The sequence below is a fragment of the Pseudomonas sp. HLG18 genome (genome assembly GCF_051903985.1).
In the GTDB taxonomy this organism is placed as follows: domain Bacteria; phylum Pseudomonadota; class Gammaproteobacteria; order Pseudomonadales; family Pseudomonadaceae; genus Aquipseudomonas; species Aquipseudomonas fluorescens_BT.
The window spans coordinates 396260-410617 of sequence record NZ_CP195831.1; the positions used below are offsets into that span (position 1 = coordinate 396260).

The window sequence follows — 14358 nt, forward strand, 5'->3', positions numbered from 1 at the left end:
TGAGTCAAAAAAAAACCGCCTCGAAAGAGGCGGGTTTTTTATGCCTGCAGCTTTTATCCCATCATGTCCTTCACCATGCGCTCCTGCTCCATCAGCTCACGCTGGCGGGCATCGATACGCGAGGAGAGCGGGAAGTTGCTTCCAGCCTTGCGCTTGGCGAAATCCAGTTGCTGGATAGCCTGACGATAATCGCCCACCAGTGCGAAGTACTCCGCGCGGGCCTGATGCAAACCAATGATGTTGCCGGCCAAGCCACGAGTTTCCGCCACCTGATACCAGACGTCGGGATCGTCCGGGCGCGACTTCAACAAGCCTTCCAGGGCTTTTTCCGCATCGGCAGTACGGTTCTGCTTCAATAGCAGATCGACCCGAACCTGATTCAGCGGGTAGTTGCCGGGATACTGGGTCAGCATGCGGTCTACCCGCGATTGCGCATCGGCCAGCTTGTTGTTGGTGATATCCAGATCGATCTGCGCCAGGTTGTAGATGATCTCGTTCGGCGATTTGGTCAGCAGTTGCTTTAGATTCTCTCGGGCTTCGTTCAACTGACCACCCTTGATCTGGGCGATCGCCAGGCCGTAACGAGCCACATCGTTGTTCGGATTATCGTCCAGTTGCGCCCGGAAGCGCTTGGCGCCCATCCCGGGGGTTTCTTCATAGATCAACTGTACCCGGGCGCGGATCAACTGATAGCGCATGCTGTCCTCGATACCGCCGGGCTTGGCCTGCTCTGCGCGGTTGCGGGTGTCGGCGATGCGGGATTCGGTTACCGGGTGAGTCAACAGAAACTCGGGTGGCTTGGCGTCGTAGCGATACTGGCGCATCAAGCGTTCGAACATGGTTGGCATCGAACGCGGGTCGTAACCGGCCTTTTCCAGGTTGAGAATGCCGATTCGGTCGGCCTCCTGCTCGTTCTGACGCGAGAAGGTCCGCTGCGACTGAATGGCTGCCGCCTGGGTACCGGCGATGGTCGCGATCCCGGCATCGCCTGCTCCGGCAGCGGCAATCACGATACCGGCCAGCAGAGCGGCCATCATCGGCACCTGCATCCGTTGGGAGGCCTCGACGCCCCGGGCAAAGTGGCGCTGGGACAAGTGAGCCAGTTCGTGGGCCAGTACCGAGGCATATTCACCTTCGGTCTGGGCATTGAGGAATAGTCCACCGTTGACCCCGACAATCCCGCCCGGTGCTGCGAAAGCGTTGAGTTGCGGACTGTTGATCAGAATGAATTCCAGGCGTCGGTCGCTGACCTGGCTGGTTTCCACCAGTTTATAGACGCTCGACTCGACGTAATCCTTGAGCTGAGGATCGTTGAGCTGCGAAACCTGGCTGCGCAGCAATGCCAGCCAGGCGCGACCCAGTTGGTATTCCTGCTGTGGAGAGACGATGGCAGAGCTGGCGTCACCGAGTGACGGCAGGTCGTCGGCGAAGCCCGGTGAGGCGAGCAGGCAAGCGAGCGTCAGCAGGGTAGGGCGCAGAAATGTCATGCACAAAGCCTTAGTCGACAAAGACCTTACTGTAGCCGGACACCGGGCTTGCGACCAGATATTCTAGGCAGCCTGACCACCTGATCCGGAGTAACGCATGACCGACGCTGTAGCCCACGACTGTGAACTGGACGCCAGTGGCCTGAATTGTCCGTTGCCGTTGCTCAAGGCCAAGATGGAGCTGAACAAGCTGCCCAGCGGCGCGGTACTCAAGGTGATTGCCACGGATGCAGGCTCGCAGCGCGACTTTCGCACCTTTGCCAAACTGGCCGGTCATACGCTGCTGCGTGAAGAAGACGAGGCGGGCGTCTACCGTTACTGGTTGAAAAAAGCCTGAAATCGACAGCGTAAAAGACTTAAGGATTATTGATGTTCAAAGTGTTACGCGACTGGATTCAGCGCTATTTCTCCGATGAAGAGGCCGTGGTGCTGGCGGTGCTGTTGTTCCTCGCCTTTACCGCGGTGCTTACCCTGGGTGGAATGCTTGCGCCTGTGCTGGCCGGGATGGTGCTGGCGTATCTGATGCAAGGGCTGGTGGTTACCCTCGAGCGCTTGCGGATACCCGGTGGGGCGGCGGTCGGCCTGGTATTTGCGCTGTTCATGGGCGTGCTGCTGTTGTTCATCGTCGTGGTGCTGCCGCTGCTCTGGCATCAATTGATCACGCTGTTCAACGAGTTGCCGGGCATGCTCGCCAAGTGGCAATCGTTGCTGTTACTGCTGCCGGAGCGCTATCCGCATCTGGTCTCCGACGAGCAGGTGTTGCAAGCCATCGAGGCGGCGCGCGGCGAAATCGGGAAGTTCGGGCAGTGGGCGCTGACGTTCTCGTTATCCAGCCTGCCTCTGCTGGTGAACATCATGATCTACCTGGTCCTGGTACCGATCCTGGTGTTTTTCTTCCTGAAAGACCGGGTGATGATCGGCGAATGGGTACGTGGTTATCTGCCGCGTGAGCGAGCGCTGATTACCCGGGTTGCCGAGGAAATGAACCGACAGATCGCCAACTACATTCGCGGCAAGGTCATCGAGATCGTGATCTGCGGCGGGGTGACCTACATCGCCTTCGTCGCCCTCGGGCTGAATTACGCGGCGCTGCTGGCGTTGCTCGTAGGGGTGTCGGTGGTGGTGCCGTATGTCGGGGCGGTCGTGGTGACGGTGCCGGTCATGCTGATTGCGTTGTTCCAGTGGGGCTGGAGCGATCAGTTCATCTATCTGATGGCAGTCTACGGGATCATCCAGACGCTGGATGGCAATGTGCTGGTGCCGTTGCTGTTTTCCGAAGCGGTCAATCTGCACCCGGTGGCGATCATCTGCGCGGTGCTGTTGTTCGGCGGGTTGTGGGGCTTCTGGGGGGTGTTCTTCGCGATTCCGCTGGCGACGCTGTTCAAGGCTGTGCTTGATGCGTGGCCGCGCAAAGAGCCGGTTGTAGCTCCGCTACTTTAAAAACCGGATTATTCGTTGAGTCTTATTAGCCCCTTTGCGAGCAAGCCCGCTCCCACATCAGACCTCGGTCGACTGTGGGAGCGGGCTTGCTCGCAAAGGCGTCAGTGAAGTCGACGCAGAAACATCAGGCCTTGTTCAGTGCCTGAGCAGCGGCCAGCACAGCATCAACATGGCCCGGCACTTTCACGCCGCGCCATTCCTGGCGCAGAACGCCATCCTTGTCGATCAGGAACGTGCTGCGATCCACGCCCATATATTCCTTGCCGTAGAGTTTTTTCAGCTTGATCACGTCGAACAGCTGGCAGACGGCCTCGTCCTTGTCGCTGATCAACTCGAACGGAAACTCCTGCTTGCACTTGAAGTTCTCGTGGGACTTCAGGCTGTCGCGGGAAATGCCGAAGATTTCCGTGTTGGCATCCTTGAACGCCGCGTACTGATCACGAAAGCCCTGGCCTTCTGTGGTGCAGCCCGGGGTGCTGTCCTTCGGGTAGAAGTAGATCACCACTTGCTTGCCCTTGAGGGCTGAAAGGCTGACGGTCTGCCCGCTGGTGGCGGGTGCTTCGAAGTCGGCAACCGGTTGATCGATAGCTACGGCCATGAAAGCTTCCTTACATTGGGTTCTGTGGGCGCCACGGTTCGATCAGTGCGTCCAGGTTCATGGCATCGGCGAAGTCCAGAAACTGGTCGCGCAGCCAGCTGATCTGGGTGCCGGCCGGCAGGGTCACGGTGAACGTGGCGTTGAGCATGGTGCCGCCGGTCTGCGGCGCCTGATAGGTGTCGCAGGTCAGGTTTTCCAGCTCGACGTTGTGGTCCATGAAGAACTGGCACAGCTCGTTGATGATGTCCGGGCGATAGGCAGAGGACACGTAAGCCACGTACGGCAGGGCCTGAGGGCGGTTTTCCAGGGCCGCGCTGCGCACGACGTTAACGGTGAACGCATGCTTCTTGGCCAGGCCTGGCAGACTGCCTTCCAGGCGCGCCAGGGCGTCCCAGCTGCCGGAGATCTCGAGGATCAGCGCGCTGCACTCGCCGTGACGGGTCAGGCGCGAGGTGACGACCGCGCAGCGGTTTTCATGGCTGGCGCGGCACAGGACGTTGGTCAGCTCCATTGGATTGGCGCCGAGCGCACTGATGACAAGGAATTGTTCGCGAACTGTGGGGGTGGACATGCAGCATTCCTAAAGCGATGAGCGGTCGGTAGGGTAAGGGCGTTGATTGCCGGAACATACCTGTCCGGAAGGCCCTGTTCACGTATCGCCAGAGCCTCGATAATAAGGAAGCGCAAGACGACGACACTGGAACGGGGCCTGAAAGGCCGAAACGGGAGGCTGGAACCCGGCGTACAAGCTGATCTGTACCGATCAAAGTCTGAAGGGTAGCGAAAAGCGGCGCTCAGGGGAATGGCGGCGCAGTACTTCGCTTGTGCAAGCATCTTGGCGCCAGTACCATTACCGCTCTCTTTTTCCGGCAGGAGCGGTTTCATGATTGCGGGCAGTATGGTGGCACTGGTCACACCCATGGATGCACAAGGGCGTCTTGACTGGGACAGCCTCAGCAAACTCGTGGACTTCCACCTCAAGAACGGCACCCATGCCATTGTCGCGGTCGGCACCACCGGCGAGTCGGCAACCCTTGACGTTGAAGAACACATTGCCGTCATCAAAGCCGTCGTCAAACAGGTTGCAGGCCGCATTCCGGTGATCGCCGGCACCGGCGCCAACTCGACCCGCGAAGCCGTCGAGCTGACCCGCAACGCCAAGGAAGCCGGCGCCGATGCCTGCCTGCTGGTAGTTCCGTACTACAACAAGCCGACCCAGGAAGGCCTGTATCAGCACTTCAAGCACATCGCCGAAGCGGTCGACATCCCGCAGATCCTCTACAACGTACCCGGCCGCACTTCCTGCGACATGCAGGCCGAGACCGTGATCCGCCTGTCCACCGTGCCGAACATCATCGGCATTAAGGAAGCCACCGGCGACCTGAAGCGCGCCAAGGCGATCCTCGATGGCGTGAGCAAGGATTTCATCGTGCTGTCCGGCGATGATCCAACCGCAGTCGAGCTGATCCTGCTGGGTGGCAAAGGCAACATCTCCGTCACCGCCAACGTCGCTCCGCGCGAAATGGCCGACCTGTGCGAGGCCGCGCTCAAGGGCGACGCCGAGACCGCACGGGCCATCAATGAAAAACTGATGCCGCTGCACAAGGACCTGTTCATCGAAGCCAACCCGATTCCGGTGAAGTGGGCTTTGGTCGAAATGGGCCTGATGCACGAAGGCATCCGCCTGCCGCTGACCTGGCTGAGCGCTCCTTGTCATGAAACGTTGCGCTCGGCCCTGCGCCAGTGCGGCGTCCTGGTTTAATTGAGGAAGTACAACGCATGAAGCGAATGGCCGGACTTTCCGCACTTGCCTTGATTATCTCCAGCACCAGTGGCTGCGGATGGATCTGGGGCCCGGAAGGTTATTTCCGTGACCGTGGTAGCGACTACCTGGAAGCGAAACAGACTGCACCGATGCAACTGCCAGAAGGTGTCAGCACCTCCAAGCGTCTGGATCCACTGCTGCCGATCCCGCGCAACGTCGCCGACGATACCGCTACCGGCGAATACGTGGTTCCGCGTCCTCAGCCACTGTCGGCGATCGCTGACGCCAGCGACTACTCGCTGCAGAAGAGCGGTGATTCGCGTTGGGTCATGGGCCAGCATCCACCGGCCGAAGTCTGGCCAGTGGCTGTGCAGTTCTTCCAGGACAATGGTTTCCGTCTGGATGAACAGCGTCCGCAAACCGGTGAATTCACCACCACCTGGCAGCATTCCGACGAGCTGTCCGCTGCCATGGCCAAGCGTCTGAGCGCCGCCGGCGTCGCCGCCGACAGCGAAACCCGTGTGCGGGTACGCATCGAGCCGGGCGTACAGCGCAATACCAGTGAAATCTACGTGGTCAGCGCCGAGCGTCCGGCCGGCAGCACCGCCAATGTCGATTTCACCAACCGTTCGGTCAACACTGGTCTGGACGCTGCACTGGTCGACGACATGCTCGCGAGCATGAGCCGCACCTCCGAGAAGGGTGGTTCGGTGTCGATGCTGGCATCGCGTGATTTCGATACCCCGAGCCGCGTCAGCCTCAGCGAAGACGGCAGCGGCAACCCGGTGCTGAACGTCGGCTCGGATCTGGACCGTGCCTGGTCGAGCGTCGGTCGCGCGCTGGAGCAGGGTCAATGGCGTGTTGAGGACATCAACCGCAGCCTGGGTCTGTACTACATCAACCTGGCCGAAAAAGCCGAGAAGAAAGACGACAAGCCTGGTTTCTTCAGCAGCCTGTTCGGCAGCGCGCCGACCAAGGAAGAAGTTGAAGCCCGTGCCGAGCGTTATCAGGTTCGCCTGAGCAAGGTTGGCGAGAACGTTCAGGTCACCGTCGAGAAAAACATCAACACCGTTGCGCCGGCCGATGTGGCCCGTAAAGTGTTGAGCGTGATTCAGGACAACCTGGGCTGATCAGATGCGTTTTGCCGTTCTCGGCAGCGGTAGCCAAGGGAACGGCACGCTGATCGCCAGTGCTGATACGTATGTACTGGTGGATTGTGGTTTTTCCCTGCGGGAAACCGAAAAACGCCTGTTGCGCCTGGGGGTGAACCCGGCGCAACTGAGCGCGATACTCGTGACCCACGAACATGCCGACCACGTGCATGGCGTGGGTTTGCTGTCTCGGCGCTACAATCTGCCGGTCTACCTCAGTCGCGGCACGCTGCGCGGGATGCGCAAACCGATTGAACCCGCAGGCTTCGTGGCCGGCGGCGAACAACTGCAGATCGGTGCTCTGGACATCCGGGTCATTGCCGTGGCCCACGATGCACAGGAACCGACCCAGTATGTCTTCAGTGATCAGGAACAGCGGCGCTTCGGCCTGCTGACCGACCTGGGGTCGTATTGCGAGCAGGTGCTTGACGGTTATAGGGACCTCGATGCGTTGATGATCGAGTCCAACCACTGTCGTGACATGCTGGCACGTGGTCATTACCCGTACTTTCTCAAGCAGCGGGTAGGCGGCGAGCTGGGACATTTGAACAACCATCAGGCGGCATTCCTGGTGGCCGAGTTGGGCTGGCAAGGCCTGCAACACCTGGTCCTGGCCCATCTGAGCAGCAAGAACAACCTGCCGCAGCTGGCCCGGCAATGTTTTGTCGACACCCTCGGGTGCGACCCGGACTGGCTGCAACTGGCCGATCAAGATTCAGGGCTCGACTGGCGCCACATCGCCTAGCCCATCTACTTAGCAAGCGGAGCCCATCATGGAAAAACGTGAAGAACTCTACCGCGGCAAAGCCAAATCGGTTTACAAGACCGACGACGCTGACCGCTTGATCCTGCTGTTTCGCAACGACACTTCGGCGTTCGACGGCAAGCGCATCGAGCAGCTCGACCGCAAAGGCATGGTGAACAACAAGTTCAACGCCTTCATCATGCAGAAACTCGAAGCGGCCGGCATTCCGACCCAATTCGACAAGCTGCTGGGCGACAACGAATGCCTGGTGAAGAAGCTGGACATGATCCCGGTCGAGTGCGTCGTTCGTAACTACGCTGCCGGCAGCCTGGTCAAGCGTCTGGGCGTCGAGGAGGGCATGAAGCTCAACCCGTACACCTTCGAACTGTTCCTGAAGGACGACGCCAAGGGCGACCCGTTCATCAACGAATCCCACGTCGTGGCATTCGGCTGGGGCACCGCTGAGCAACTGGCGCGCATGAAAGAACTGTCGCTCAAGGTCAACGAAGTCCTGAGCAAGCTGTTCGACGACGCCGGCCTGCTGCTGGTGGACTTCAAGCTTGAATTCGGCGTGTTCAGCGATGGCTCCATCGTCCTGGGCGACGAGTTCAGCCCGGACGGCTGCCGTCTGTGGGACAAGGACACCAAGAAGAAGATGGACAAGGACCGCTTCCGTCAGGGCCTCGGTGACGTCATCGAAGCCTACGAAGAAGTCGCCAACCGTCTGGGCGTACCGCTTTAATCGACGCAAGCATCTGATAGCACGGAAAAAATTTCGTTTAGGGGTTTCCCATTCAACGAAAGTGTTGTTATGATGCGCGCCGTTGGAGAGATGCCAGAGTGGCCGAATGGGACGGATTCGAAATCCGTTGTACCTTCACCGGTACCTAGGGTTCGAATCCCTATCTCTCCGCCATACATGGAAAAAGCCCCGTAGCTGAGAAGCTGCGGGGCTTTTTCGTATGTGCTGAAAAAAGCGCCCTCAACGATCGACCCGTTTATTTTGCTTTGCCCATTTCCCTGTCAAGACCTGGTGAAACAGCCTTCATCACATCATCGATCACAGCCTTGCCCATCTCCGTCAAAAAATGCGCAGCCCAGGCATATCGGTCTGTTTCTCTAATGAACGCCGCATCTTCTGCAAGTGCCTTGGCGAGATCCAACAGGTCGGAAGCCTGAGCCAATGCCTGGCCGACAGGCGCTCCGGCGCTGACGTGAAATAACGGATTGTCAGAGCAATAGAGGAGGGGAGTGGTTCCGGCGGTTTTTTCTTCAGGTGCATCATGCATATGTAACTCCTCGACTGTGAGGAGCTGCCACTTTCGTTTCCAAGCGAATGGGTGGCAGCTGCGCGCAGGTTGGAAACCGGGAGTCAAGGAGACCGGCGCTCCCGAGGGCGTGCCACGCACAGCCGCCATAGAGCAAATTTACGGGCGTAAGAAGACGCCAGCATTTGTCAGGGACGCTGTTGCGTGACTCGTCGGGTTTCCAAACTCGGGAGGGAGCCTCAGGAACGTTAGAGGAGTCGTGTCTCACACTCCGAATTAACTGACTAAACTCCTGCATTCAAGGTCATGGACCACCGGGTTTCCGGAGGCCAGCCCCTTCAATGCATGAGGTTTGGTCATGGCAAAGGGAAAGAAGAAAGACTCGCCCAAAGACATCCCCGCTGATCGGCCGAAGCTGTCGAGCAAGGACTATCTGGCGGAGTTGCGTCGACTGCACGTTGAGCTCGTCAAACTGCAGGAGTGGGTGAGGGCCGAGGGCATCAAGGTTTGTGTGATTTTCGAGGGCCGCGATGGGGCGGGCAAGGGCGGGACGATCAAGGCACTTACCGATCGGGTCAGCCCGCGGGTCTTTCGGGTGGTTGCATTACCGGCCCCGAGCGAGCGAGAGAAGAGCCAGATGTATCTGCAGCGCTACCTACCTTATCTGCCGGCGGCCGGCGAGGTGGTGATCTTCGATCGCAGTTGGTACAACCGAGCCGGTGTCGAGCGGGTGATGGGGTTCTGTACCGAGAATCAGGTCGAAAAGTTCCTCAATACGGTGCCCCTGGTAGAGCATGCCATCGTCAATTCCGGAGTGATTCTGCTCAAGTACTGGTTGAACGTCAGTCAGGAAGAGCAGACGCGCCGGCTGGAAGAGCGCATCAAGGACGGTCGAAAGATCTGGAAACTGTCTCCCATGGATCTCAAGTCCTACAGTCGCTGGTATGACTATTCGCGGGCGCGTGACGACATGATCAGGGCGACCGATACCGAATATGCGCCCTGGCTGGTAGCCGACTCGAATGACAAGCGGCGAGCGCGCCTGAATATCATCTCAGATCTCCTCAGCCGCATTCCGTACAAGAGTGTTTCGCGCGAGAAGGTTGAGCTACCCAAGCGGCAGAAGCCTGGGGGCTACAAGGAATCGGATTATCCCTTCCGGCACATCCCCGAGAAATTCTGAAGACAGGTGTTTACGTCGGTCTCGGAAAAGCCCCGTTGATGAAAATCAGCGGGGCTTTTTCTTTTTTGCGGCCTTACCGGATGCCCCTCAAATCTCCTTGACCGGCGTATCCCCCTGCACACCCTTGATCAATTCGATCACGTGCAGACAATCCGCCTTGTTCACATACGACTCCCCGCTGGCAACCGTTTCATGGTTTCCCGCCCTTAACCGCCAGCGCCATTGACCCTTGCCGGTGCTCGGGGTGCCCTTGGATTGCCTGTAAATCTCGAAATACATTCAGTTCGCTCCATGCGATGGGGATATTGCGACAACCTGTTTGACGCATGTTCGCAAGCCTAGCCGAGCCCTGTTATTTGGCTATCGGGGATTTGTTTCCAATCGTTCGATAATGTTTCCGCAATGGGCGGGGCAGAGCGTCTGGATCAGCCTTCGGATTGGCCGGTACGTCCTCGTGGCACACTTGCATGACCTTCAGTGGTGCTGCTTAATACGGTGCGGCTCATGGCGTCGAATCCGCTTCGGCGACCGATAGACACTATAAGAAAAGAGCACTCCATTGACCCAATCGCACGGAACGCCAAACGCGGGGCCGGTGAAATTGTCGCTGGTGGTTCCCGTCTTCAATGAAGAGGACAGCCTCGACGGCTTTCTCCTGCGCATCCATCAGGTATTCAAGTCTGAAGAGCTGATCCGCCTCGAACTGGTGTTCGTCAATGACGGCAGCAGCGATGCGACGCTGGAGCGTTTGCTGCACCGTCAACAACGTGATCCGCGGATCCGTATCGTCGATCTGAGCCGTAACTTTGGCAAGGAAGCGGCGCTTTCCGCCGGTTTGCAGATCTGTACCGGAGAGATCGTGGTGCCGATCGACGTCGATCTGCAGGACCCGCCCGAGGTGATTCTGCAGATGATCGAGCGCTGGCGCGAGGGTTATGAAGTGGTGCTGGGGCATCGCCTCAGTCGCTGCAATGATTCCTGGGCCAAGCAGATCTCGGCCAGCTGGTTTTATCGTTTGCACAACAAGATCGCCGATCAGTCACTGCCCGAGAATGTCGGCGATTTCCGTTTGATGGATCGTTGTGTGGTAGACGCTCTGCTGACACTGCCGGAGTCCCGGCGATTCATGAAGGGGTTGTTCGCCTGGGTCGGTTTTCGCACCACTCAGGTCGAATACGATCGCCCGGAGCGTGCAGTGGGCGAGAGCCGGTTCAATGGCTGGAGGCTGTGGAATTTCGCGCTGGAGGGCATTACCAGTTTCAGCACCGAGCCATTGCGGATCTGGACGTACCTGGGGGCGATGGTGTCTCTGGTGTCGTTTGCCTTTGCCATGTTCATCGTGGTGCGCACGCTGATCCACGGCGTCGACATGCCTGGTTACGCCTCGCTGATGGTCGCGGTGACCTTTCTCGGCGGCTTGCAACTGATCGGCATTGGCGTGCTTGGCGAGTATCTTGGCCGCACCTATATCGAAGCGAAACGCCGACCGGTTTTCCTGGTGCGCCGCATCTATGACCCCAAGGACTGAAGCATGGATCTCAAGGAAACCGACATCCTCGGCGACAGCATCGGCGAGCATTGGTATTACTGCTCGAAGGCGGCGGCCACGCGCCGCATGCTGGGGGAGGCACCGATCAAGCGCATTCTTGATGTCGGTGCCGGCTCAGGGTTCTTTTCTCATCATTTGCTGATGCGCACGGCTGCCCGCGAAGCCTGGTGCGTGGACATCAGCTACCCGGCCGATTTCAGCGCCACCACCGCCGGCAAACCGGTGCATTACCGCCGTGCGATCGACAGCGTGGACGCCGATCTGGTGTTGCTGATGGATGTGCTGGAGCACGTTGATGATGACCTCGGATTGCTCAAGTCCTACGTCGACAAAGTGCCGTCCGGCAGCCGGTTCCTGATGACGGTGCCGGCGTTCCGGTTCCTGTGGAGCGGGCACGATGATTTTCTTGAGCACAAACGTCGCTATACCCTCGGGCAGTTCGAAGCCTTGACCGAAAAGGCTGGGTTGACGGTCGAGCGGGGCGCCTACTACTTCGGCGCGGTGTTCCCGATGGCTGTTGCTTCGCGCCTGATTCCCGGCAGTTCGACACCCCGTTCGCAACTGAAAAAACATCACCCGCTGGTTAATGCGCTGCTGAAGACCCTGTGCCGCCTCGAGCTGCCCTTGATGAACCTGAACCGCGTGGCCGGTCTGAGTGTTTTTGTGCTGGCGCGCAAACCGTGATGCCCGCCGAGAAAGACGCGCTTGTCAGGCGCGGCCTGCGCTTTGCCGTGACGGGACTGTTCGTCACCGCGTTGCATGCGTTGGTGGCGATGTCGTTCATCAATTATGTGAGCCCTGATCCTCCACTGGCCAACGGTGTGGCGTTTGTCGTCGCGACCGTGGTGTCCTATGTGATCAACACGACCTGGAGCTTTTCAGCCCGCTTGCACGGCAAGACGGTGCTGCGATTCCTGCTGGTTTCGGCGGGAGGCTTTTTCCTGGCGATGTTTGTCGCCTGGGCCGCACAGATGGCAGGGCTGCATTACCTGCTGGGCATCGCGGCGGTCGCGCTGACCATTCCGGCATTCACGTTCGTGTTACACAATTTCTGGACCTATCGATGAAGGATTTGCGCAGGCACCCGGCACTCTCCTTACTGCCGTTGTTAATGGGGACGCTGGTGTTTTTCCTGGCGATCGGGCCGCAAGCGCTGAATCCGCAAAACATTGCCTGGCTGGAACAGGGTGATCCGGCGACGCATTATCTGGGCTGGGAATTCTTTCGGCGTTCGCCCTGGACATTTCCACTCGGCCTCAATCCGTTCTACGGTCTGGAACTGAGCAATTCGATCATCTTTTCCGACTCCAACCCCCTGTTGGCGCTGTTGTTCAAACCCTTCAGCGCGTGGTTGCCGGACACCTTCCAGTATTTCGGGTTGTGGCTACTGGTGTGTTGTGTCCTGCAGGCCTGGTTTGGCTGGAAACTGCTCGGGCTGATGACCGGCAATCCCTTGATTCGCCTGCTGGGAGCCGGGCTGCTGGTGTTCTCGCCGCCGATGTTTCTGCGTATGGGCGGGCACCTTTCCCTGGCCGGGCATTTCCTGATTCTGGCAGCGTTGTATCTGGCGCTGGTGCCGGACCTGCGTCGACGGCGCTGGGCCTGGGGGGCGTTGCTGGCGGTGACCTCATGGGTGCACGCCTACTTGCTGGCCATGGTGGCCCTGATCTGGCTGGCGGATCTGCTGGGCAAGACATTCAGCCGGCAATTGACCCGGCGTCAGGGGCTGGTCGAAGGCGGATTGCTGTTTGCGCTGGTGAGTGTGTGCTGCTGGCAGGCGGGTTATTTCAGCATTGCCGACGGTGCGGTCTCGGGCGGTTTCGGTTTGTACCGGATGAATGTGCTGTCTCCGGTCGATCCGGCGGGCTGGTCGTGGATCCTGCCCGATTTGCCAAAACGCGAGGGCGACTTTGAAGGTTTCAACTACATGGGGCTGGGCGTTCTCTTGCTGGTGCCGCTGGCGCTGATTGCCTGGCATGGCAATCGGCAACCCTTGAGGGAGGCGTTGCGCGCCCGTCCTTGGCTGTTGACGGCCCTGTTCGGCCTGTGGCTTTTCGCGCTGTCGAATCAGATCGGTATCGGCTCAATCACCGTCGGCTATCCACTGCCGGAGGTCATCCTCAGGCTGGCCAACGTCTTCCGTGCGTCGGGGCGGATGTTCTGGCCGGTGCTGTATGCCCTCATGTTGGGCCTGATTTTTCTGGTGGTGCGCGGTTATCGACCGCACGTTGTCATTTTTCTGCTCGCTACAGCGCTGCTGGTCCAGGTTGCCGATACCTGCAGTGGCTGGCTTGGCGTGAGACAGGGGAAAATGGTCGCGCCATCGGCAACCTGGAACAGCCCGATGCGCGATCCTTTCTGGGCAAGCGCTGCCGGGCATTACACGAATGTTCGCAGTCTGATGCCGCAGAATCAGCACGATCGCTGGCAGATGATTGCCGAGTTTGCCGCGGTTCACGGCATGAACACCGATGCCGTCTACCTGGCGCGCGTGAGTTCTTCGGCGCTGGCGCTGGCACAGCAGAAAGCGCGGCGCATGCTCGACTCGGGTCAATACGAGGCAGATTCGTTGTACATCCTCAGCGACGATGTCCTGGCGGATGCCGCCAAAGGCATCAACAGTGAAACCGATCTGCTGACCCGGGTGGACGGTCTCATCGTGCTCGCTCCGGGGTGGAAGCGCTGTACCCGGTGTCTGTCCATGAAGGATGAGGGACAGCAGATATCCGTGATTCCCCTCTCGGGGCCAGGGCAAACGCTGACGTTCAATTACCGAAACCGACAACTGGCCAACGGCTGGTCGACACCGGAAAGCTGGGGCACGTGGACGGAGGGGCAACAGGCGAAAATCGAAATGCGGGTGTTGCCGCAGGCGCGTTCAATCGTGCTCGACGCATTGGCCTTCGTTCAGCCACAGCATCCCGCCCAGCGAGTGATCGTGAAGCTCAATGGCGAGCAGGTGCTGACCACAAGTCTGACCCGGTTCCATGGCAATCACCTGGAAATTCCAATCAGCGCCGCGCTCAGTCGCAGCCTTGCGAGCGATGACCGACTCACTATCGAACTGCAATTGCCGGATGCCATCAGCCCTCGGCAATTGGGGATCAACGATGATTCGCGGGTCATGGGCCTGGGGCTGAAGTCCCTGACGGTGCAATGACGCACCGTTTTG

The 14358-nt window shown here is 59.2% G+C and carries 16 protein-coding genes and 1 tRNA gene; 12 read left to right on the forward strand and 5 right to left on the reverse strand.

Translation table 11 applies throughout. The features are described from left to right. Positions 1-53 precede the first annotated feature (53 nt). Positions 54-1487, reverse strand: coding sequence for a M48 family metalloprotease (locus ACSPX5_RS01920; RefSeq protein ID WP_207867722.1), 1434 nt, complete (start codon positions 1485-1487; stop codon positions 54-56). 97 nt (positions 1488-1584) lie between these two features. Between ACSPX5_RS01920 and ACSPX5_RS01925 the strand changes: the two genes are divergently transcribed. Both ACSPX5_RS01925 and ACSPX5_RS01930 read left to right on the forward strand, forming a co-directional pair. Beyond that, entirely contained in the window at positions 1585-1824 is a 240-nt protein-coding gene (locus ACSPX5_RS01925; protein WP_007958011.1) for a sulfurtransferase TusA family protein, read from the forward strand. A gap of 32 nt (positions 1825-1856) precedes the next feature. Then, a complete protein-coding gene (locus ACSPX5_RS01930; RefSeq protein WP_439820857.1) occupies positions 1857-2927 on the forward strand; it encodes an AI-2E family transporter in 1071 nt (356 codons plus the stop codon). A gap of 124 nt (positions 2928-3051) precedes the next feature. Here ACSPX5_RS01930 and ACSPX5_RS01935 read toward each other — a convergent pair whose 3' ends face one another. Both ACSPX5_RS01935 and ACSPX5_RS01940 read right to left on the reverse strand, forming a co-directional pair. Then, on the reverse strand, positions 3052-3525 hold the full coding sequence (locus tag ACSPX5_RS01935; RefSeq protein ID WP_169429257.1) for a peroxiredoxin: 474 nt from the start codon (positions 3523-3525) through the stop codon (positions 3052-3054). 10 nt (positions 3526-3535) lie between these two features. Further along, entirely contained in the window at positions 3536-4096 is a 561-nt protein-coding gene (locus tag ACSPX5_RS01940) for a glycine cleavage system protein R (protein WP_169429258.1), read from the reverse strand. 312 nt (positions 4097-4408) lie between these two features. On the opposite strand from ACSPX5_RS01940, the gene dapA reads away from it, so the two are divergent. The 5 genes from dapA to ACSPX5_RS01965 all read left to right on the forward strand — a co-directional run bounded on the left by dapA (position 4409) and on the right by ACSPX5_RS01965 (position 8102). Beyond that, entirely contained in the window at positions 4409-5287 is an 879-nt protein-coding gene (gene dapA / locus ACSPX5_RS01945; RefSeq protein WP_169429259.1) for a 4-hydroxy-tetrahydrodipicolinate synthase, read from the forward strand. A 17-nt stretch (positions 5288-5304) separates the two neighbouring features. After that, positions 5305-6420 carry an outer membrane protein assembly factor BamC gene (gene bamC / locus ACSPX5_RS01950; RefSeq protein ID WP_169429260.1) on the forward strand — a complete coding sequence of 372 codons (1116 nt, stop codon included), beginning with the start codon at positions 5305-5307 and terminating at the stop codon, positions 6418-6420. A 4-nt stretch (positions 6421-6424) separates the two neighbouring features. Further along, positions 6425-7186, forward strand: coding sequence for an MBL fold metallo-hydrolase (locus ACSPX5_RS01955; protein ID WP_085710246.1), 762 nt, complete (start codon positions 6425-6427; stop codon positions 7184-7186). Between the two features lie 28 nt (positions 7187-7214). Continuing rightward, positions 7215-7928, forward strand: a complete 714-nt coding sequence (gene purC / locus ACSPX5_RS01960) for a phosphoribosylaminoimidazolesuccinocarboxamide synthase (RefSeq protein WP_007963288.1) — start codon at positions 7215-7217, stop codon at positions 7926-7928. An 84-nt stretch (positions 7929-8012) separates the two neighbouring features. Beyond that, positions 8013-8102 (forward strand) — tRNA-Ser (locus tag ACSPX5_RS01965). Between the two features lie 82 nt (positions 8103-8184). Here ACSPX5_RS01965 and ACSPX5_RS01970 read toward each other — a convergent pair. Then, on the reverse strand, positions 8185-8475 hold the full coding sequence (locus tag ACSPX5_RS01970) for a DUF3077 domain-containing protein (RefSeq protein WP_439820858.1): 291 nt from the start codon (positions 8473-8475) through the stop codon (positions 8185-8187). Between the two features lie 337 nt (positions 8476-8812). On the opposite strand from ACSPX5_RS01970, the gene ppk2 reads away from it, so the two are divergent. Further along, positions 8813-9637 (forward strand): polyphosphate kinase 2, encoded by an 825-nt coding sequence (ppk2, locus tag ACSPX5_RS01975; protein ID WP_169429262.1) that lies wholly within the window; start codon positions 8813-8815, stop codon positions 9635-9637. An 87-nt stretch (positions 9638-9724) separates the two neighbouring features. Here the strand turns inward: ppk2 and ACSPX5_RS01980 are convergent, their stop codons facing one another. Continuing rightward, entirely contained in the window at positions 9725-9916 is a 192-nt protein-coding gene (locus ACSPX5_RS01980) for a YegP family protein (protein ID WP_064383113.1), read from the reverse strand. A 280-nt stretch (positions 9917-10196) separates the two neighbouring features. Between ACSPX5_RS01980 and ACSPX5_RS01985 the strand changes: the two genes are divergently transcribed. Genes ACSPX5_RS01985 through ACSPX5_RS02000 form a run of 4 tightly spaced genes read left to right on the forward strand, consistent with a single transcriptional unit; the run spans position 10197 to position 14346 of the window. After that, on the forward strand, positions 10197-11165 hold the full coding sequence (locus ACSPX5_RS01985) for a glycosyltransferase family 2 protein (protein ID WP_169429263.1): 969 nt from the start codon (positions 10197-10199) through the stop codon (positions 11163-11165). Between the two features lie 3 nt (positions 11166-11168). Beyond that, positions 11169-11870 (forward strand): class I SAM-dependent methyltransferase, encoded by a 702-nt coding sequence (locus ACSPX5_RS01990; RefSeq protein WP_207867203.1) that lies wholly within the window; start codon positions 11169-11171, stop codon positions 11868-11870. After that, positions 11867-12253 carry a GtrA family protein gene (locus tag ACSPX5_RS01995; protein WP_439820859.1) on the forward strand — a complete coding sequence of 129 codons (387 nt, stop codon included), beginning with the start codon at positions 11867-11869 and terminating at the stop codon, positions 12251-12253. Before ACSPX5_RS01990 ends, ACSPX5_RS01995 begins: the two co-directional genes overlap by 4 nt. Then, positions 12250-14346, forward strand: coding sequence for a DUF6311 domain-containing protein (locus ACSPX5_RS02000; protein ID WP_439820860.1), 2097 nt, complete (start codon positions 12250-12252; stop codon positions 14344-14346). Before ACSPX5_RS01995 ends, ACSPX5_RS02000 begins: the two co-directional genes overlap by 4 nt. The last annotated feature ends 12 nt before the right edge of the window (positions 14347-14358 follow it).